The sequence below is a fragment of the Streptomyces sp. NPDC059679 genome, assembly GCF_042734105.1.
Taxonomy (GTDB): Bacteria; Actinomycetota; Actinomycetes; order Streptomycetales; family Streptomycetaceae; genus Streptomyces.
On sequence record NZ_JBHWES010000060.1, the window covers coordinates 58211 to 77263 of the forward strand.

The 19053-nt window shown below is 71.3% G+C and carries 17 protein-coding genes and 1 pseudogene; 17 read left to right on the forward strand and 1 reads right to left on the reverse strand.

The window, feature by feature from the left end:
- Positions 1-241 precede the first annotated feature (241 nt).
- From dop to prcA, 5 genes are all read left to right on the forward strand, one after another.
- Positions 242-1753 (forward strand): depupylase/deamidase Dop, encoded by a 1512-nt coding sequence (gene dop, locus ACFV2X_RS42080; RefSeq protein ID WP_370656706.1) that lies wholly within the window; start codon positions 242-244, stop codon positions 1751-1753.
- A 136-nt stretch (positions 1754-1889) separates the two neighbouring features.
- Complete coding sequence (locus tag ACFV2X_RS42085) at positions 1890-2108, forward strand: ubiquitin-like protein Pup (RefSeq protein ID WP_014181047.1); 219 nt, start codon at positions 1890-1892, stop codon at positions 2106-2108.
- Positions 2109-2235: 127 nt separating this feature from the next.
- The gene (locus ACFV2X_RS42090; RefSeq protein ID WP_385626600.1) at positions 2236-2748 is read left to right on the forward strand and encodes an endonuclease VII domain-containing protein; all 513 of its coding nucleotides are present in this window, start codon (positions 2236-2238) and stop codon (positions 2746-2748) included.
- Complete coding sequence (gene prcB / locus ACFV2X_RS42095) at positions 2700-3545, forward strand: proteasome subunit beta (RefSeq protein WP_385626601.1); 846 nt, start codon at positions 2700-2702, stop codon at positions 3543-3545. Before ACFV2X_RS42090 ends, prcB begins: the two co-directional genes overlap by 49 nt.
- A gap of 54 nt (positions 3546-3599) precedes the next feature.
- Positions 3600-4385, forward strand: a complete 786-nt coding sequence (gene prcA / locus ACFV2X_RS42100) for a proteasome subunit alpha (protein WP_385626603.1) — start codon at positions 3600-3602, stop codon at positions 4383-4385.
- 194 nt (positions 4386-4579) lie between these two features.
- On the opposite strand, the gene ACFV2X_RS42105 is transcribed toward prcA, so the two are convergent.
- A complete protein-coding gene (locus tag ACFV2X_RS42105; protein ID WP_385626624.1) occupies positions 4580-5557 on the reverse strand; it encodes a LacI family DNA-binding transcriptional regulator in 978 nt (325 codons plus the stop codon).
- A gap of 932 nt (positions 5558-6489) precedes the next feature.
- Between ACFV2X_RS42105 and ACFV2X_RS42110 the strand changes: the two genes are divergently transcribed.
- From ACFV2X_RS42110 to ACFV2X_RS42165, 12 genes and pseudogenes are all read left to right on the forward strand, one after another.
- Positions 6490-7785, forward strand: a complete 1296-nt coding sequence (locus tag ACFV2X_RS42110; protein ID WP_385626604.1) for an MFS transporter — start codon at positions 6490-6492, stop codon at positions 7783-7785.
- Between the two features lie 9 nt (positions 7786-7794).
- Complete coding sequence (gene pafA, locus ACFV2X_RS42115) at positions 7795-9156, forward strand: Pup--protein ligase (protein ID WP_385626605.1); 1362 nt, start codon at positions 7795-7797, stop codon at positions 9154-9156.
- A 120-nt stretch (positions 9157-9276) separates the two neighbouring features.
- Positions 9277-10278, forward strand: a complete 1002-nt coding sequence (locus ACFV2X_RS42120) for an FKBP-type peptidyl-prolyl cis-trans isomerase (RefSeq protein ID WP_385626606.1) — start codon at positions 9277-9279, stop codon at positions 10276-10278.
- A gap of 55 nt (positions 10279-10333) precedes the next feature.
- On the forward strand, positions 10334-10708 hold the full coding sequence (locus tag ACFV2X_RS42125; protein ID WP_385626608.1) for an FKBP-type peptidyl-prolyl cis-trans isomerase: 375 nt from the start codon (positions 10334-10336) through the stop codon (positions 10706-10708).
- Positions 10709-10891: 183 nt separating this feature from the next.
- The gene (locus ACFV2X_RS42130; RefSeq protein ID WP_385626610.1) at positions 10892-11890 is read left to right on the forward strand and encodes a helix-turn-helix transcriptional regulator; all 999 of its coding nucleotides are present in this window, start codon (positions 10892-10894) and stop codon (positions 11888-11890) included.
- Positions 11891-11903: 13 nt separating this feature from the next.
- On the forward strand, positions 11904-12863 hold the full coding sequence (locus ACFV2X_RS42135; protein ID WP_014181057.1) for a YafY family protein: 960 nt from the start codon (positions 11904-11906) through the stop codon (positions 12861-12863).
- Positions 12853-13119, forward strand: coding sequence for a hypothetical protein (locus tag ACFV2X_RS42140; protein WP_055414334.1), 267 nt, complete (start codon positions 12853-12855; stop codon positions 13117-13119). Before ACFV2X_RS42135 ends, ACFV2X_RS42140 begins: the two co-directional genes overlap by 11 nt.
- A 20-nt stretch (positions 13120-13139) precedes the next feature.
- A pseudogene (locus tag ACFV2X_RS42145) lies at positions 13140-13331 on the forward strand (hypothetical protein); the annotation flags it as partial.
- Between the two features lie 288 nt (positions 13332-13619).
- The gene (gene tatA / locus ACFV2X_RS42150; protein ID WP_089509458.1) at positions 13620-13922 is read left to right on the forward strand and encodes a Sec-independent protein translocase subunit TatA; all 303 of its coding nucleotides are present in this window, start codon (positions 13620-13622) and stop codon (positions 13920-13922) included.
- A gap of 122 nt (positions 13923-14044) precedes the next feature.
- Positions 14045-14953, forward strand: a complete 909-nt coding sequence (gene tatC, locus ACFV2X_RS42155) for a twin-arginine translocase subunit TatC (RefSeq protein WP_385626612.1) — start codon at positions 14045-14047, stop codon at positions 14951-14953.
- 44 nt (positions 14954-14997) lie between these two features.
- The gene (locus ACFV2X_RS42160; RefSeq protein WP_385626614.1) at positions 14998-15945 is read left to right on the forward strand and encodes a diacylglycerol kinase; all 948 of its coding nucleotides are present in this window, start codon (positions 14998-15000) and stop codon (positions 15943-15945) included.
- Between the two features lie 151 nt (positions 15946-16096).
- A complete protein-coding gene (locus ACFV2X_RS42165; RefSeq protein ID WP_385626616.1) occupies positions 16097-18925 on the forward strand; it encodes a DEAD/DEAH box helicase in 2829 nt (942 codons plus the stop codon).
- The last annotated feature ends 128 nt before the right edge of the window (positions 18926-19053 follow it).

Consider the following 19053-nt stretch of genomic DNA (forward strand, 5'->3'; position numbering starts at 1 on the left):
TGCGCTTTTCGGACCGTGATTTCGGATGTGTATGTCGGACCTGTCAGCACAGCGAGCGGGCACCTACGAGCCGGACCGGAGCAATGACTGAAATGATCGCCTCAGGGCCGTGCAGCGGCTCTAGGCTCTGCGGTACCGCGGCAGCGCGGTGCGGGGGATCGGGGGCCGCGCACGGACCGGAAGCACAGCGGTACTTGAGCGCCGAACCCGCCCAGGGGCGGCGCCGGGCAAGGAGGGCCGCATGACCGTACGGCGAGTAATGGGGATCGAGACGGAGTACGGGATCTCCGTCCCGGGCCACCCGAACGCCAATGCCATGCTCACCTCATCCCAGGTCGTCAACGCGTACGCGGCGGCGATGCACCGGGCGCGCCGCGCCCGCTGGGACTTCGAGGAGGAGAACCCGCTGCGGGACGCCCGCGGCTTCGACCTCGCCCGCGAGTCCGCGGACGCCAGCCAGCTCACGGACGAGGACATCGGCCTGGCCAATGTGATCCTCACCAATGGGGCGCGGCTCTACGTCGACCACGCACACCCCGAGTACTCCGCCCCCGAGGTGACCAACCCCAGGGACGCGGTGCTCTGGGACAAGGCGGGCGAGCGCATCATGGCCGAGGCCGCCCTGCGCGCCGGCCAGCTGCCCGGAGCCCAGCCGATCCACCTCTACAAGAACAACACCGACAACAAGGGCGCCTCCTACGGCACGCATGAGAACTACCTGATGAAGCGGGAGACCGCCTTCTCGGACATCGTGCGCCACCTGACCCCCTTCTTCGTCTCCCGGCAGGTCGTCACCGGCGCCGGCCGCGTGGGCCTGGGCCAGGACGGCCATGAACACGGGTTCCAGATCAGTCAGCGGGCCGACTACTTCGAGGTCGAGGTGGGCCTGGAGACCACCCTCAAGCGCCCCATCATCAACACCCGCGACGAGCCGCACGCCGACGCCGAGAAGTACCGGCGGCTGCATGTGATCATCGGCGACGCCAACCTCTCCGAGATCTCGACCTACCTCAAGCTCGGCACCACCTCCCTGGTGCTGTCGATGATCGAGGACGGCTTCATCGCCGTGGACCTCGCCGTGGACCAGCCCGTACGCACCCTGCACCAGGTCTCCCACGACCCGACGCTGCGCCGCCTGGTCACGCTGCGCAGCGGCCGCACACTCACCGCGGTGCAGCTCCAGATGGAGTACTTCGAGCTGGCCCGCAAGTACGTCGAGGACCGCTTCGGCGCCGACGCCGACGAACAGACCCGGGATGTGCTCACCCGCTGGGAGGACGTCCTGAACCGGCTGGAGCGGGACCCGATGAGCCTGTCCGGCGAGCTGGACTGGGTCGCCAAGCGCGAGCTGATGGAGGGCTACCGGCGCCGTGACGGCCTCGAGTGGGACGCCGCCCGGCTCCACCTGGTGGACCTCCAGTACGCCGACGTACGCCCCGAGAAGGGTCTGTACAACCGTCTGGCGGCCCGCGGCAAGATGAAGCGGCTACTGGACGAGGACGAAGTGTCCCGGGCCCGGAGCAAGCCGCCGGAGGACACCAGGGCCTACTTCCGCGGCCGCTGCCTGGAGCAGTACGCCGACGACGTGGCCGCGGCCTCCTGGGACTCGGTGATCTTCGACCTGCCGGGCCGGGACTCCCTCCAGCGGGTCCCGACGCTGGAACCGCTGCGCGGCACCAGGAACCACGTCAAGGAGCTGCTGGACCGCTGCCGCACGGCCGAAGACCTGGTCCGGGTGCTCTCGGGGGGCTGAAATGGGCCGCGGCCGGGAATCATCGAGGTGGCCTCGGTGCGTTGTAACAACTGCGAGGCCGATGTCGGACCCGGCTTGTAGGGTCTGATCTTGACCGATCGAATCAAGCTGGGGCGAACCGAGCGGGGTGAGGGATATGGCGACAAAGGACACCGGCGGCGGACAGCAGAAGGCGTCGCGCACGACCGAGGAGGTCGAGGAGCAGGCGCAGGACGCGCAGGCAGCCGAAGATCTCAAGGAGCGGCACGAGAAGCTGTCGGATGACGTGGACGACGTTCTGGACGAGATCGACGACGTACTCGAGGCTAATGCCGAGGATTTCGTGAGGTCCTTCGTTCAAAAGGGTGGCCAGTAGGCTGCTTTTGCCTTCGATTCCAAGGCGAGGTCGAGGGTTGCGTGGAGTGAACGAAGAGACGGAAGCGAGGCGCTGTTCGCGCTGCAAGCAGGACCTCCCGCGGACTGCCTTTGCGAGCAACAGGTCCATGCCCGATGGTCTCCAGGCGTACTGCCGGGAGTGCTACGCCCAGTACTACCGGCAACGCCAGGAGGCCAAGGGGAAGAGGGTCCGGGAGAAGGTCCCGGACCCGCTGGGACACAAGCGGTGTCCGCAGTGCGAACAGGTGAGACCGCACTCCGAGTGGGAGCGCAACAAGTCCTCGTCGGACGGCTGGGCGAGTTATTGCCGTGCGTGCAGGGCAGAGCGGAACCGGGTCAGCTATTTCAAGCGCAAGTACGGCCTCACGCCAGCGGAGTTGGACGCGCTGGTCGCCGAGCAGCAAGGCGTCTGCTGTATATGCCTTGCCGCTCCGGCCGCACATGTGGATCACTGCCATGAGAAGGGTAGGGTCCGTGGCGTACTGTGCTTCAGCTGCAACGCGGCACTGGGGCAGTTCAAGGATCGGCCCGACGTGATAAGGCGGGCTGCGACATACTTGGAAGGAAACGCGTGGAAGCCAATTCTCGTAGCACCGGGCGTCTACCAGCTGCCTTCCTGACGCCTGGGTCGGCCTCGTTCATGGACTTCCTCGGTGCCCACTCGCCCGAGCTGCTCCCGGGGAAGCGCCCGCTCCCCCCGGTGCAGGGCGCGATCGAGGCCCCTCACGGCACGACGATCGTCGCGGCCACTTTCCCCGGCGGCGTGGTGCTCGCCGGTGACCGCCGCGCGACGATGGGCAACCTGATCTCCCAGCGCGACGTCGAGAAGGTCTTCCCCGCCGACGAGTACTCGGCCGTCGGCATCGCGGGCACGCTCGGCTTCGCCGTGGAGATGGTCAAGCTGTTCCAGCTGGAGCTGGAGCACTTCGAGAAGGTCGAAGGCACCACCCTCTCCCTGGAGGGCAAGGCCAACCGGCTGTCGACCATGATCCGCGGCAACCTGGGCATGGCCATGCAGGGCCTGGCCGTCGTCCCGATCTTCGCGGGCTGGGACGTCGACCGCGAGAAGGGCCGCATCTTCTCCTACGACGTGACCGGCGGCCGCTCCGAGGAGCACGGCTTCGCCGCCACCGGCTCCGGCTCCCTGTTCGCCCGCGGCGCGCTCAAGAAGCTGTACCGCGAGGATCTGACCGAATCCGACACCGCCACGGCCGTCATCCAGGCGCTGTACGACGCCGCCGACGAGGACTCCGCGACCGGCGGCCCCGACCTCGGCCGGCGCATCTACCCCATCGTCACGGTGATCACCGAGGACGGCTTCAAGCGACTCACCGAGCCGGAGGTCTCCGAGATCGCCCGCACCATCCACGAGCGGCGGCTCGAGGAGCCGGACGGCCCGCGGGCCTCGCTGCTCTGAGGGGACGGTTGACCCGGAATGCATTCGCCACTGACAGAAAGGGACGGATAGCCGGTGACGACGCCGTTCTATGTATCGCCCCAGCAGGCCATGGCCGACCGCGCCGAATACGCCCGCAAGGGCATCGCGCGCGGCCGCAGCGTGGTCGTGCTGCAGTATGCCGACGGCATCCTCTTCGTCGCGGAGAACCCGTCCCGCGCGCTGCACAAGGTCAGCGAGATCTATGACCGGATCGCCTTCGCGGCGGTCGGCAAATACAACGAGTTCGAGAATCTGCGCATCGGCGGTGTCCGCTACGCCGACCTGCGCGGCTACACGTACGACCGCGACGATGTGACCGCTCGCGGCCTCGCCAATGTCTACGCCCAGACGCTCGGCACCATCTTCTCCAGCGCCGCGGAGAAGCCCTATGAGGTCGAGCTGATCGTCGCCGAGGTCGGGGACGGCCCCGAGGACGACCAGATCTACCGGCTGCCGCACGACGGTTCCATCGTCGACGAGCACGGCTCGGTCGCGGTGGGCGGCAACGCCGACCAGATCAGCAGCTATCTCGACCAGCGCCACGTGGACGGCATGACCCTCGCCGAGGCGCTGAAACTGGCCGTCGAATCCCTCGCCCGGGACAGCAACGGCGGCGAGCGCAGCCTCACCGCCGAGCAGCTCGAGGTCGCGGTGCTGGACCGGACGCGACCGCAGCAGCGGAAGTTCAAGCGGATGGTGGGCAGCCAGCTGACCCGCCTCCTGGAGAGCGCCACGGCCGAGGGCGAGGCCGCGACCGATTCCGAGGCGGATTCCGAGGCCGAGACGTCGGCCGAGGAGTCCTCCGAGACGGAGGAGTAACCCTCCCCGCCGCCTCACCCACCATGGCGCGCCCCGGCCCCAGCCGAGGCGCGCCGAGGCGTCTGCGGCCCCGGCAGTCGGCCTCGGGCATGCCACCGGCGCATGATTGGCGAAGCGAAGCGGCAGGGGCCACCCCCAAGGGTGGCTGGGGGAGTGCCGGAGCGGCGTGCGGGCAAGCCGTGGCTGGTGCGGGGCTAGCGTGGTGGCGGGGCGCTGGAGCCGCGGGGGACGAGTTCTACTGGGAGCGATGTGTCGCGTGCCGGCTCGCCGGCCAGGACCGCCATCAGGGCCCGCATACCGGCCGCACCGACCGCCTCCGCCGGCAGCCGTACCGTCGTCAGCTCCGGGTCGACCGCCGTGGCCAGCGCGAGGTCGTCGAAGCCGGTGACCGAGACGTCGTCCGGCACCCGCAACCCCAGTCGCCGGGCGGCCTTGCAGGCGCCGGCCGCCAGGATGTCGTCGTCGCATACGAGCGCCGTGGGGCGGGGGCCGGGGCGGGTGAGCGCCCGTTCGGCCGCGCGGCGGCCCTCGTCGACCGTCAGGGGGGCCGCCTCGGTGTGCAGGGAGGCGCCCGGGACCGCGCCCACCGCCGCCGCCAGGGCCCGCGCGCGGACCCGGAAGGTCCAGGTGTCCACGGCCGCCGCGACATGGGCGATACGGCGGTGTCCCAGGCCCAGGAGGTGCCCGGCGGCTTGTCGCATGCCGTCGGCGATGTCGAGGTTGACCGTGGCGGCCGCGGCGGTCTCATCGGGGGAGCTGTCGAGCATCACCAGCGGGAGCCCGCCGCCGCGCACCGCGGCCAGCGCGTCCGCCGCCATCGAGGAGGCGATCACGCCGTCGAGCGAGGCCCGCGCCGAGTCGAAGGGGTCGCGCGCCGGGCCCACGCCCTCCGGGGACGGGTAGAGCACCACCCCGAAGCCGCCCTCGGCGGCCACGCGCGCGGCGCCGGTGTACACCCGGGCGAAGAACTCCGTGGTGAGCGCCGGGACGACGAGCAGCGCGGTCCTGGTCCGGCCGAGGCGGAGGCTGCGCGCCGCGAGGTTCGGGCGGTAGCCGAGCTCACGCGCGGCGGCGCGCACCGCCGCCGCGGTGCGTTCCGACACGCGTCCGGCCCACTTGTCGCCCAGGACCAGCGAAACGGTCGCCTGCGACACGCCCGCGACCCGCGCCACATCCCGACTGGTCGCCCGACCCCCGGCCACCCGCCGCCCCCCGCGCCCCCCGCCCGGTCCCTGGCCGGCACCGGTCTCGCGAGCCGCTCGCCCGCCCACATGGCCCGAGCCGCCTGCGTCGGCCGCGCCGTCCATGCCGCCCGCGTGCCCCCCGCCCGGTCCCTGGTCGGCGCCCGTCTCGCGCGCCGTCCGCCCGCCCGCGCTGCCGCCGCGTCCCGCGGTTGGTTCCTGACTGGCACTCGTCGCACGTGCCGTCCGCCTGCCCACGTGGCTCGAGCCGCCTGCGTCGGCCGCGCTGTCCGTGCCGCCCGCGTGCCCTGCGCCCAGTCCCCGGTCGGCACTCGTCTGGCGCGTCGTCTGGCCGCCCGCGCTGGCGCCGCGTCCCGCGGTCGGTGCCCGGCTGGCACTCGTCTCGCGCGTCGTCCGCCGGCCCACGTGGCCCGAGCCGCCGGCATCGCCTGAGCTGTCCGTGCCGCCCACGCCACCCCCGCGCCCCGCGCCTGGTCCCTGGCCGGCACCGGTCCCGCGCGCCGTCCGCCCGCCCACGTGGCTTGAGCCGCCTGCGTCGGCTGCGCCGTCCATGCCGCCCCCACGACCCGCGCCAGCCGCGCCGCCCGCGTGGTCCCGGCCCGGCGCCCCGCCGCTCGCGTCGGCCTCGGCCTCGGTCTTCGCCGGGCCGTGGCTCTCCAGGGCGGCCGGACTCGCGAGCGCGCCCGCGCCCCCGCGCCGTGCGCCGGGAGCGCGCGCCCCGTCGCCATTCGCGCTCGCCACCATCGCCTTCCCCTCGCCATGGTCATCACGGTCGCCCACCGTGAGGTGGACCGCGGTCGGCAGCCATGGTACGTATAACGGCGGACGTTATACGTAAAACCTCGGGCGGACTCGCCCGAGGGAGCACATGAATCAGAAACCCCGAACAGAAAGGGCAGGCGATGGCCGCCGGCTACAGGGACCTGCTGCGCAGCAAACACGCGGCCCGCCTCCTCATCGGCACGCTCGTCGGCCGGCTGCCGAACGCCACCGCTGCCCTCGCCGTCGTGCTCTTCACGCGTGCCGAGGGCGGCAGCTACGCCCTGGCCGGTGTGCTGTCCGCCGTCTACGGCGTGGGCAACGCGGTCGGTCAGCCGCTGCTCGGCCGGGCCGTGGACCACTACGGGCAGCCGCGGGTGATGCTGCCCGCGGCGGTGGCGTCCGCGGTCGCCATGGCCGTGTTCGCCGTGGTCGGGCTCGATCCGCTGCCCGTCGCGTACGCCTCGATGCTGGCTGCCGGTCTGTTCACCCCGCCCCTGGAGGGCGGGCTGCGGGCGCTGTGGCCGGGGGTGCTCGGGCGGGAGGAGTGGGTGCATGCGGCGTACGCGCTGGACGCCGTCGCGCAGGAGGTGATCTTCTCCGTCGGGCCGCTGCTGGTGACCGCCTTGGTGGCGCTGTGGTCGGAGGCGGCGGCGCTGCTGGTCATCAATGTGATCGGGGTCGCGGGCGCGCTGTCGGTCGTCGTCTCGCCGCCCTCCCGCCAGTGGCGCTCGGCGCCGCGCGAGGCGCATTGGCTGGGCGCGCTGCGCTCGCCGGGGCTGCTGGTGCTGCTCGGCACGTTCTTCTTCGTCGGCATCGCTCTCGGCTCGATCGGCGTGGCGGCCGTCGGCTACGCGGACGAGCACGGCGGCGGCATGGTGTCCAGCTATCTGCTCTCCGCGCTGGGCGTCGGCGCGCTGGTGGGCGGTCTCGCGTACGGGGCGCGGCCCTGGGCCGGTCCGCCGGAGCGGCGGCTGCGGGTCCTGGTGGCCGCGCTGGCGCTCGGCTATCTGCCGCTGGTTCTGGTGCCCGGGGTGGCCGCGATGACGGCTCTCGCCGGGCTCTCCGGCCTCTTTCTGGCTCCCGCGCTCGCCTGTGTCTTCGTGGTCGTCGACCGGCACGCCCCGCGCGGCACGGTCACCGAGGCGTTCTCCTGGCTGGTGACCACCTTCGTGGTCGGAAACGCCGCGGGAACGGCCGCCGCGGGGCCGGTGATGGAGCACGGCGGGGTGGCGGCGGGCTTCGCCGTTCCGGGGGCTGCCGGGGCGGTGGCGCTGGCCGTGCTGCTGGCCACCGCGCGCTTCCTCACCGGCACGCCGGGCGGTACACCAACCGGTGCGCCAACCGGCACACCAGGGGGGACGCCGGGTGAACCTCAGGCGGAAAATGATCGCAACCGTGCCGTCGAACCCGGTTTCAGAGCAGGCCATCAGGCGTAATGTTCAGGCATGGACCGCCGCATTTTCGGGCTGGAGAACGAGTACGGCGTCACGTGCACATTCAGGGGACAGCGCCGGTTGTCTCCTGACGAAGTGGCGCGCTACCTCTTCCGCCGTGTCGTCTCCTGGGGCCGCAGCAGCAATGTCTTCCTGCGCAACGGCGCCCGCCTCTATCTCGACGTGGGCTCGCACCCGGAATACGCAACTCCCGAGTGTGACAACGTGACCGAGCTGGTCACCCACGACAAGGCAGGCGAGCGCATTCTCGAAGGTCTGCTCGTGGACGCCGAGCGCCGCCTGCACGAGGAGGGAATCGCGGGCGACGTCTATCTCTTCAAGAACAACACCGACTCGGCGGGGAACTCATACGGCTGTCACGAGAACTATCTGGTGGCCCGACACGGTGAGTTCTCCCGCCTCGCCGACATTCTCATCCCCTTCCTGGTGACCCGGCAGCTGCTGTGCGGCGCCGGCAAGGTGCTGCAGACGCCGCGCGGTGCGGTCTACTGCGTCAGTCAGCGCGCCGAGCACATCTGGGAGGGCGTCAGCTCCGCGACCACCCGCTCCCGGCCGATCATCAACACCCGCGACGAGCCGCACGCCGACGCCGAGCGCTATCGCAGGCTGCACGTCATCGTGGGCGACTCCAACATGTCCGAGACGACCATGCTGCTCAAGGTCGGCGCCACCGATCTGGTGCTGCGCATGATCGAGGCGGGCACGGTGATGCGCGATCTGACCCTGGAGAACCCCATTCGGGCCATCCGTGAGGTCAGCCATGACATCACCGGACAGCGCAAGGTACGGCTGGCCAGTGGGCGCGAGGCGTCCGCCCTCGAGGTCCAGCAGGAGTACTACGAAAAGGCGGTCGACTTCTGCGAGCGCCGCGGTATCCGCACCGGCACCGTCGAGCGCGTCCTCGAACTGTGGGGCCGCACTCTGGACGCGATCCGCACCGAAGAGCTGGACCGGATCGACACCGAGATCGACTGGGTGATGAAATACCGGCTGATCGAGCGGTACCGGGCGAAGAACAACATCACCATGTCCCATCCGCGGGTCGCGCAGATAGACCTCGCGTATCACGACATCCACCGCCGCCGAGGGCTGTACTACCTCCTGGAGAAGCGGGGTCAGGCGGCCCGGGTGTGCAACGACTTGAAGATTTTCGAGGGCAAGTCGGTGCCGCCGCAGACCACCCGTGCCCGGCTGCGCGGTGATTTCATCCGCCGTGCCCAGGAGCAGCGCCGCGACTTCACCGTCGACTGGGTGCACCTCAAACTCAATGATCAGGCGCAGCGCACGGTGCTGTGCAAGGACCCGTTCCGCTCGGTGGACGACCGTGTGGAGAAGCTGATCGCCGGAATGTGACGACGGCGCCCGGACGGCCCATGTCCGGCGCGGGGCCCCGTACGTTTCGCGTACGGGGTCTCCGGCACGTCGTAGAGTGGCGCGCATTGCCCCCGCAGGATCTACCCAACGAGGACTTTCGTGCGCCGACGTTCCGTACTTCTTGCCGTGCCCGCCGGCTTGCTCACCGCCGCGGGCTGCGGCAGCGAGAAATCAGGATCCGAAAAGTCGTCCAAGGCCTCGCCGTCGCCGGAGACCAGCAGCCCGAAGGCCGCCGAGCCCACCGGCAAGATCGTGAGCGGGCCGGTGCCGGCCATCACCGGCGGTACGAAGTTCGGTGAGAAGCCGAAGGTCGCCAAGGGCACGGGTACGCCGTCCTCGGACCTGGCCGTCAAGACGGTCATCAAGGGCGACGGGGCCGAGGTGGCCTCGGGCGACTATCTCCAGGTGCACTATCTCGGCCAGATCTGGAACACCGCCAAGGTCTTCGACAACTCCTACGACCGGGGGCAGCCCGCCGTCTTCCCGATCGGCGTCGGCCAGGTCATCCCGGGCTGGGACAAGGGGCTCGTGGGCAAGCAGGTCGGCAGCCGGGTGGAGATGGCCATCCCGCCGGCCCTCGGTTACGGCAAGCAGGGCCAGCCGCAGGCGGGGATCAAGGGGACGGACACGATGGTGTTCGTCGTCGACATCAAGAACGCCTTCAACGGCAAGAGCTCGGCCAAGGGCGACACGGTGGCGCAGAGCAACCCCGATCTGCCCAAGGTCGGCACCGGGACCGACGGCAAGGCGCCGTCCATCGACGTCCCCAAGAAGGCCGCGCCCAAGAAGCTCGTCTCCGCCTATGTCATCGAGGGCGACGGGCCGAAGGTCAAGGCCACCGATTCCCTGCTCGTCCAGTACAAGGGCGTGTTGTGGGACGGCGGCAAGCAGTTCGACGCGACCTATAAGAAGGGCCAGCTGGCGCAGTTCTCGCTGCAGCAGGTCGTCAAGGGCTGGGCGCAGGGGCTGACCGGCAAGAAGGTCGGCAGCCGGGTGCTGATCGTCATTCCGCCGGACCTCGGCTACGGAAAGCAGGCCCAGCAGGGCATCCCGGCCAACTCCACATTGGTCTTCTCCGTCGACATCCTGGCCGTTCTGTAAGACGGCGGTTCTGTAAGACTGGGCAGGTTGCCCACCACGTAAGAGGAGCAAGTTCGTGAGCATCGACAAGCCCGAGGTCGACTTCCCGGGCGGCGAGCCGCCGAAGGACCTGGAGATCAAGGACATCTGGGAGGGCGACGGCCCCGTCGCCAAGGCCGGAGCCACCGTCTCCGTCCACTACGTCGGCGTCGCCTTCAGCACCGGCGAGGAGTTCGACGCGAGCTGGAACCGTGGCACCCCGCTGCAGTTCCAGCTCGGTGCCGGCCAGGTCATCTCCGGCTGGGACCAGGGGGTGCAGGGCATGAAGGTCGGCGGCCGCCGCCAGCTGACCATCCCGCCGCACCTGGCCTACGGCGACCGGGGCGCCGGTGGCGGTCGGATCAAGCCGGGCGAGACGCTGATCTTCGTCTGCGACCTGGTCGCCGTCTGAGGCAGGCGCGGTCAAGGTCCGTGCCCGCCTGAGGCAGGCGCGGTCAAGGCCCGCGGGTGAGCATTGACCCGTGGCCCGAGCGCCCTCGTGGGGCCCCTGCCGCCCGGCAGGGGCCCTCGGCTTTTGTCCCGCGTCCCGGTAGCGGTACGGTCACGGTCGGAAGGTCACAAAGAAGGGGCGTCGATGGCGATTGCCAAGGCCGAGCGGCTGATGAATCTGGCGCTGTGCCTGTTGGGAACCCGGCGCCCGTTGACGAAGCGCGAGTTGCGCGAATCCATAGAGGCATACATCGAAGCAGCCGCGGCTGCTTCGGCCACCAACTCGGCCTCCGGCTCGGGCGGCGACGAGGCGTTCAATCGCATGTTCGAGCGGGACAAGGACGATCTGCGTGAACTCGGCCTGATCATCGAGACCGTGGAGAGCGTCGACGGCGAAATCGGCTATCTCGCCCGCCGCGACAGCAACCGCCTCCCTCCGATCACCCTGGACGCCGAGGAGGCCGCGGCCCTGGGCCTGGCCGCGAAGGTCTGGCAGCAGGCCCGGCTCGCGGGCGCCGCCAGCGGTGCGCTGCAGAAGCTGCGCGCCGCCGGGATGCCGGTCGCCGAGGACCCGTACGACACCCAGCCGGCCGGCGCCCTGGAACCGCGGATCCCGGTCCACGAGGCCGCCTTCGAGCCGCTGATGCTCGCCTGCCGCGACCGCCGCCCCGTCATGTTCGACTACCGCAAGTCGAACGCCGCCCGGCCCGAGCAGCGCCATGTCGAGCCGTGGGCGCTGGAGTGCTGGCGCGGCCACTGGTATCTGGCCGGATGGGACCGTGAGCGCACGGCCGAGCGGGTCTTCCGGCTCTCCCGGATCACGGGCAAGGTGCGCCTGCGGGCCGGCGCCTACGCCGCCGAGGTGCCCGACCACGTCACCGTGCGCGAGACCGTGGAGCGGTGGTCGGGGGAGACCGCCACCCGTACCGCCCGGATCAAACTGCGCTCCGGCCACGGCTACCCGCTGCGGGCCAGGGCGCTGCACACCCACCCGCTGGGCGACGGCTGGGACGAGCTGGAGGTCCCGTACGGCCACGGGCTCGACGCCTGGCTGGTGGAGTTCGGGCCGGACGTGGTCGTCCTGGCGCCCGACGAACTGCGGGCCGATGTCATCGACCGGCTGCGCGCCGTGGCCAAGGGCTGAGGGGGGATTCCACATGGCCGGAAACGCCATTGACCAGACCCGCCGGATGCTGTCCCTGGTGACGTATCTGCGCGAGCGCCCCGGCGCCCATATCGCCGATGTCGCCCGCGCCTTCGGCATCACCGAGGACGAGCTGATCTCGGACTTGGACGTACTGCCGCTGTGCGGCACCAGCTTCCGCGGCGGCGACCTGCTGGACATCGACACCGACGGCGAGCGCATCTGGTGGCACAACCCCGACGATGTCGCCGAGCCGCTGCGGCTCGCCGCCGACGAGGCCACCGCGCTGCTGGTCGCCGCCCGCGCCGTGGCCACCCTCCCCGGGCTGCGCGAGGGCGACCGGGACGCCCTGCTGCGCGCCACCGCCAAGCTGGAGGCGGCCGCCGGCGAGGCGGCCGGCGCCAGCTCCCGGCTGTCGGTCACCTTCGAGTCCGAGGGCGGGGTCTTCGCCGACGTCGACCGGGCCATCGCCGAGCGCCGCCGCCTGTGGCTGCGCTACTACTCGCCCGCGCGGGACGAGCTCACCGAGCGCGAGGTCGACCCGATCAGGCTGTTCGCCGTCGGCCGTACGTACATGGAGGCGTGGTGCCGGCTCTCCGAGGCGCGGCGCACCTTCCGGCTTGACCGGGTCGCGGAGATCAAGCTGCTCGACGCGCCCGCCGACCCGCCGCCGATCGAGCTGCGCGATCTGTCGGACCTGTCCGCCGGGCTGGTGCAGACCGGCGCCGAGGACCCCGAGGTGGTCGTCGAGGTCGGCCCCGGCGGGCGCTGGGTCGCCGAGTACTACCCGCACGACAGCGCGGAGGAGCTGCCCGACGGCGGCCTCAGGATCACGCTGCGCACCCCCGACCCCGGCTCGCTGCGCCGCCTGGCGCTGCGGCTGGGCAGGGACGGCAGGATCGTCTCCCCGCGGGGGCTGGCGGACAGCGCGCGGGACGCGGCGCAGCGGGCGCTCGCGGCCTATGGTGAGTGAAGGGACACGCACAGTGACCGCTGGGGGGAATCCCACCTCGGTGATCTTCAAGGCAGCCTGCCCGGACTGCCGTGGCCGGTTCGAGCTGGCGGCCACCGCCCTGCGGCTGGCGATCGGGGGGAGCGACCGCACCACGTTCTACTCCTTCACCTGCCCCGACTGCGGATCGGCGGTGCGCAAACCGGCGGGGGAGCGGATCGTGGAGCTGCTCACCGGCGGCGGGGTGAGCACGTTGCGGCTGCACTCGAAGGTCTAGGCTGCTCTAGGCTCTGCCGCATGCTCTGGCCGATGCTCGCCCTCGCTCTCGCCGTCACCGGAATCGCGGTGCTCGCCGTGCCCGCCGTACGGGTCTTCGTCGAAGTGCGGCGGCTGGCCCGGCAGGTGGGGGAGAGCTCGCGGCGGATCACCCGGGCCGCCGAGGACCTGGAGCGGGCCACGGCCCCGCTGGGCGGCCACGTGGACGCGCTGCGCCGCGGCCGGGACGACGTACTCGCGTCGGACGAAGGACTGTCGTCCGACGGCGTACTTTCGTCAGAGTCGGCGGCTGACCGAGGCCAGGGACTGACGCACGGGTCAGCGGGGTAGGCTGCTTGGCGCAGTTGTGACGGCGGCGCCGTGGAAGCAACGGGGAGTATGCATGGGCATTGCCCAGGGTTTACTCCTGCGGGTTACGATCGCTGCCAGCACTAGCACGCCAGTCCGATCCCATACGGCAGGCATGAAAGTTACGCCGCCCCGGCGAGAAGGTAGTCGCACATGCTCGGCAATCTGAGGCCCACCGAGATCGTTCTGATCCTCGTTGTCATCCTGCTGCTCTTCGGCGCCAAGAAGCTCCCGGACATGGCTCGGTCCCTCGGCAAGTCGGCCCGCATCCTCAAGAGCGAGGCCAAGGCCATGAAGAAGGACGACGAGGCGGCGAAGACCGCCGAAGCTCCGACGACCGCGTCGGCGCCCGCCGACCCCACCCCGCAGGCCGCGCCGCGGACCATCCAGGCGGCCCCCGGCGATGTGACCAGCTCCCGCCCGGTCACCGAGCCGAACCGTACCGCCCAGAGCTGACGGAGCCGACGCAAGCCGAGAGTGCCGCCGCGGCTCGCTGAGCCCGCGACGGCCTTCGCACGAGACGAGGACGTGGGTTGCTCAAGTCTGCCCGCAAACAGCAGAAGGACCCTGAGGGGCGGATGCCTCTCGCGGAGCATCTGCGTGAGCTGCGCAACCGACTGCTGAAGGCGGTCGTCGCGATCATCGTGGTCACGGTCGTCGCGCTGATCTACTACAAGCAGATCGCGGAGTTCCTGACCGGCCCCGTCATGGACAGCGTCGGCTGCAAGAAGGGCGAGGCCGTCGGCGGCGGCGCCGACCCCAAGCCCTGTGCGCAGATCACCGCCAACGGCCTTCTCGCCCCCTTCACGATCATGCTGAAGGTGAGCCTGATGACCGGCGTCGTCATCTCCAGCCCGGTCTGGCTCTACCAGCTGTGGGCCTTCCTCGCGCCCGGTCTGCACAACCACGAGAAGAAGTACGCGCTCGGCTTCGTGGCCGCGGGCGTGCCGCTGTTCCTGGCCGGCGCCTGGCTCGCCTACGCCGTGCTGCCCACCACGGCCGGGGCCCTGGTCGGCCTCACTCCCGAGGACTGGACCAACCTGTTCCCCGCGGACGAGTTCTTCGACATCGTCACGCGCATGGTGATCGTCTTCGGTCTCGCCTTCGAACTCCCGCTGCTGCTGGTGCTGCTGAACTTCGGCGGGGTGATCACCGGCCGCCGGATGCTCGGCTGGTGGCGGGGCATGGTCGTCGGCATCACCGTCTTCGCCGCCATCGCCACGCCCACCGGCGACCCGCTGACCATGTCGCTGCTCGCGGCGCCCATCGTGGTGCTGTACTTCGGCGCCACGGGCATCTGCCTGTTCAACGACCGCCGGCGCCGCCGCGGCAACCCGGACGCCGGGCTGAGCGACGACGAGGCCTCCGACCTCGATCTGACCCCCGCGCCCGTCGGTGACATCGAGCAGGTGTCCCCGACGCCCCGCCCCGACGATCCGGATGACCCGGGCCCGACCCGGCGCAACGGCTACGACGACATCACCTGAGCCGACCGGGCCGGTGCCGGTGCCTGTGCCGGTAGGGTCCGCGGGTGACCTGCGACATCACCCTTCTCGTCAACCCGACGGCGGGCCGCGGCCGTGGCGCCCGCGCCGCCCGGCCCGCCGTCGAGACCCTGCGCGGCTACGGATTCACCGTGCGGACCGTGGTCGGCGCCGACGCCGCGGAGGCCCTGCGGCGGGCCCGTGAGGCGGTGGCGGGCGGCACCGGCGCGCTGGTGGCCGTCGGGGGCGACGGCATGGTCTCGCTCGCCCTCCAGGCGGTCGCCGGGACGGGCACCCCGCTGGGGGTGATCGCCGTCGGCGGCGGCAACGACTTCGCCCGGGCCACCGGGCTGCCGATACAGGACCCGGGCGCCGCGGCCCGGCTCATCGCCGCGTCGCTCAAGGGCGACGGCGGCCGCGAGGTCGACCTGGGGCGCGTGGACGACCCAGGGCGGGTGGACGACCCGGGGCGGGTGGGCGACGTCTGGTTCGGCACCGTCCTCGCCTCCGGCTTCGACTCCCGGGTCAACGAGCGCGGCAACCGGATGCGCCGGCCGCGCGGCCGGCTCCGCTACGACCTGGCCATGCTCGCCGAACTGGCGGCCCTGAAGCCCGTCCGCTACCGGATGAGCCTCGACGGCGGGCCGCGGCGCGAGGTCGAGGCCACCTTGATCGCCGTCGGCAACGCCACCTCGTACGGCGGCGGCATGCGGATCTGCGCGGGCGCGCTCCTCGACGATGGGCTCTTCGACATCACGGTCGTCGGCCCGTGCAGCCGCACCACGCTGCTGACGGTCTTCCCCCGCGTCTACCGCGGCACCCACCTCGGCCACCGGGTGGTCACCACCCACCGGGCCGCCTCGGTGTCCCTGGCCGCAGAGGGCCTGACCGCGTACGCGGACGGCGAGCGCCTGGGGCCGCTGCCGCTCACCGCCACGACGGTCCCCGGCGCCGTACGGCTGCTGGGGACGCCCGGGCCGGGCACGGGCGCCTGAACCCGGGCCGGCCCTGGGCCGTCGCCGTGCCCCTGCCGCCCCCGAGCGTGGTGTCCTCGCTGCCCCTGGGCGCGGCGCCCCTGCCGCCCGTCCCGATCGGTGAGAAAGATCGCGTGCGTTGTCAGAGGCGGCCGGTAGTCTCGTACGTACGATGACCGACGAGCTAACTCCCGCCGAGCGCTACACCGCGGCCCGTCTGCGGGCGGCCGAGGAGGCCACCGCGCTGGCCCCCTTCCGCGAGATGTACGACTTCGAGCTGGACCCGTTCCAGATCGAGGCGTGCAAGGCCCTGGAGGCCGGAAAGGGCGTGCTGGTCGCCGCCCCCACCGGCTCGGGCAAGACCATCGTGGGCGAGTTCGCCGTCCACCTGGCGCTCACCCAGGGCCGCAAGTGTTTCTACACCACGCCCATCAAGGCGCTGTCGAACCAGAAGTACACCGACCTCGTCAAGCGCTACGGCGCCGACCGCGTCGGCCTGCTCACCGGCGACAACAGCATCAACTCCGAGGCCCCGGTGGTCGTCATGACCACCGAGGTGTTGCGGAACATGCTGTATGCGGGCTCCCAGTCGCTGCTGGGGCTCGGCTATGTGGTGATGGACGAAGTCCATTACCTCTCCGACCGGTTCCGCGGCGCCGTCTGGGAAGAGGTCATCATCCACCTCCCCGAGTCGGTCACGCTGGTGTCGCTGTCCGCCACCGTGTCCAACGCGGAGGAGTTCGGCGACTGGCTCGACACGGTCCGCGGCGACACCGAAGTGATCGTCTCCGAGCACCGTCCCGTCCCGCTGTGGCAGCACGTGCTGGCCGGGCGCCGGATGTACGACCTCTTCGAGGAGAAGAGCGGGCAGGGGGACGGCCAGGTCGGCCGCCGGGAGGTCAACCCCGACCTGGTCCGGCTGGCCCGGATGGAGAACACCCGCCCCAGCTTCGGCCGCGACAAGCGCCGCGGGCGGAACAATATGCGCGAGGCCGACCGGGAGCGCGAGCGCCGTCAGCGCAGCCGGATCTGGACCCCCGGCAGGCCCGAAGTCATCGAGCGGCTCGATGCCGAGGGGCTGCTGCCCGCGATCACCTTCATCTTCAGCCGGGCCGGCTGCGAGGCCGCCGTACAGCAGTGCCTGTACGCCGGGTTGCGGCTCAACGACGAGGCGGCGCGCGCCCGGGTGCGCTCCATCGTCGAGGAGCGCACGTCGGGCATACCGGACGAAGACCTGCATGTGCTGGGCTACTTCGAATGGCTGGAGGGCCTGGAGCGGGGCATCGCCGCCCATCACGCGGGGATGCTGCCGACGTTCAAGGAGGTCGTGGAGGAGCTGTTCGTCCGCGGGCTGGTCAAGGCGGTGTTCGCCACCGAGACCCTGGCGCTCGGCATCAACATGCCCGCCCGTTCCGTGGTGTTGGAGAAGCTGGTCAAGTGGAACGGTGAGCAGCACGCCGACATCACCCCCGGCGAGTACACCCAGCTGACCGGCCGGGCCGGCCGGCGCGGTATCGACGTCGAGGGCCATGCCGTGGTGCTGTGGCAGCGCGCGATGGACCCGGCCGCCCTCGCGGGCCTGGCCGGCACCCGTACGTATCCGCTGCGCTCGTCCTTCAGGCCCTCGTACAACATGGCGGTCAATCTGGTCTCGCAGTTCGGGCGGCACCGCTCCCGCGAGCTGCTGGAGACCTCCTTCGCGCAGTTCCAGGCCGACAAGGCGGTCGTCGGCATCTCCCGGCAGGTGCAGCGCAACGAGGAGGGCCTGCGCGGCTATCGCGCCTCCATGACCTGCCACCTGGGCGACTTCGACGAGTACGCGCGGCTGCGCCGCGACCTGAAGGACCGCGAGACCGAACTGGCCAAGCAGGGCGTGGCGCAGCGGCGCGCGGCCGCCGCCGACGCGCTGGAGAAGCTGCGCCCCGGCGATGTCATCCACGTCCCGACCGGCAAGTACGCCGGACTGGCGCTGGTGCTCGACCCCGGGCTGCCGGCCGGGCGTACGGGCGGCCACCGCGGCCTGGAGTACCACGACGGGCCGCGTCCGCTCGTGCTCACCGTCGAGCGGCAGGTCAAGCGGCTGGCCGCGATCGACTTCCCGGTGCCGGTCGAGCCGTTGGAGCGGATGCGGATCCCCCGGTCCTTCAACCCGCGCAGCCCGCAGTCGCGTAGGGACCTGGCGTCCGCGCTGCGCACCAAGGCGGGCCACCACGAGATGCGCCGCCACCGCAAGGAGCGCTCGGCCGCGGCCGACGACACCGAGATCGCCCGGCTGCGCGCCACCCTGCGGGCCCACCCCTGCCACGGCTGCGACGAGCGCGAGGACCACGCCCGCTGGGCCGAGCGCTACCACCGGCTGCTGCGCGACACCCGCCAGTTGGAGCGGCGCATCGAGGGGCGCACGAACACCATCGCGCGCACCTTCGACCGGATCTGCGCCCTGCTGTCCGAGCTCGGCTATCTGAGCGGCGAGGAGGTCACCGACGACGGCAAGCGGCTCGCCCGGCTCTACGGCGAGCTCGACCTGCTCGCCAGCGAGTGCCTGCGCGAGGGCGTATGGGAGGGGCTGGCCCCCGCCGAGCTGGCGGCCTGCGCCTCCGCGCTGGTCTACGAGGCGCGGGCGGCGGACGACGCGATGCCGCCGAAGCTGCCCGCGGGCCGGGCCAAGGGGGCGCTGGGCGAGATGGTCCGCATCTGGGGCCGGCTGGACGCCCTGGAGGACGACCACAAGATCAAGCAGGCGGAGGGGGTCGGCCAGCGCGAGCCCGACCTGGGCTTCGCCTGGGCCGCGTACCGCTGGGCCTCCGGACACGGCCTGGACGAGCTGTTGCGCGAAGTCGACATGCCCGCGGGCGACTTCGTGCGCTGGTGCAAGCAGGTGATCGACGTGCTGGGCCAGATCGCCGTGGCCGCCCCGGCGGGCGGCACGGTGGCGCGCGCCGCCCGCCGGGCGGTCGATGCGCTGCTGCGCGGTGTGGTGGCGTACTCCTCCGTGGGCTGATCCGCCGCACGGCGTTCTTTTCGGGCCGTGTGGGGGGGGGGGGGGTGCCCGGGCCGGGCCCGGGCCGGGGGTTAAGCTTTGTTGTTTTTGTTTACAGGATCTAGCTTAATGCGATAACCAAGACGCCG

Coding starts and splice junctions, on each gene's coding strand:
- ACFV2X_RS42110 (WP_385626604.1), top strand. CDS start 6,490: ATGGCCGCCGGCTACAGGGACCTGCTGCGCAGCAAACACGCGGCCCGC.
- ACFV2X_RS42135 (WP_014181057.1), top strand. CDS start 11,904: ATGGCCGGAAACGCCATTGACCAGACCCGCCGGATGCTGTCCCTGGTG.
- ACFV2X_RS42090 (WP_385626600.1), top strand. CDS start 2,236: ATGCCCGATGGTCTCCAGGCGTACTGCCGGGAGTGCTACGCCCAGTAC.
- tatC (WP_385626612.1), top strand. CDS start 14,045: ATGCCTCTCGCGGAGCATCTGCGTGAGCTGCGCAACCGACTGCTGAAG.
- ACFV2X_RS42140 (WP_055414334.1), top strand. CDS start 12,853: ATGGTGAGTGAAGGGACACGCACAGTGACCGCTGGGGGGAATCCCACC.
- tatA (WP_089509458.1), top strand. CDS start 13,620: ATGCTCGGCAATCTGAGGCCCACCGAGATCGTTCTGATCCTCGTTGTC.
- pafA (WP_385626605.1), top strand. CDS start 7,795: ATGGACCGCCGCATTTTCGGGCTGGAGAACGAGTACGGCGTCACGTGC.
- ACFV2X_RS42130 (WP_385626610.1), top strand. CDS start 10,892: ATGGCGATTGCCAAGGCCGAGCGGCTGATGAATCTGGCGCTGTGCCTG.
- dop (WP_370656706.1), top strand. CDS start 242: ATGACCGTACGGCGAGTAATGGGGATCGAGACGGAGTACGGGATCTCC.
- ACFV2X_RS42165 (WP_385626616.1), top strand. CDS start 16,097: ATGACCGACGAGCTAACTCCCGCCGAGCGCTACACCGCGGCCCGTCTG.
- ACFV2X_RS42085 (WP_014181047.1), top strand. CDS start 1,890: ATGGCGACAAAGGACACCGGCGGCGGACAGCAGAAGGCGTCGCGCACG.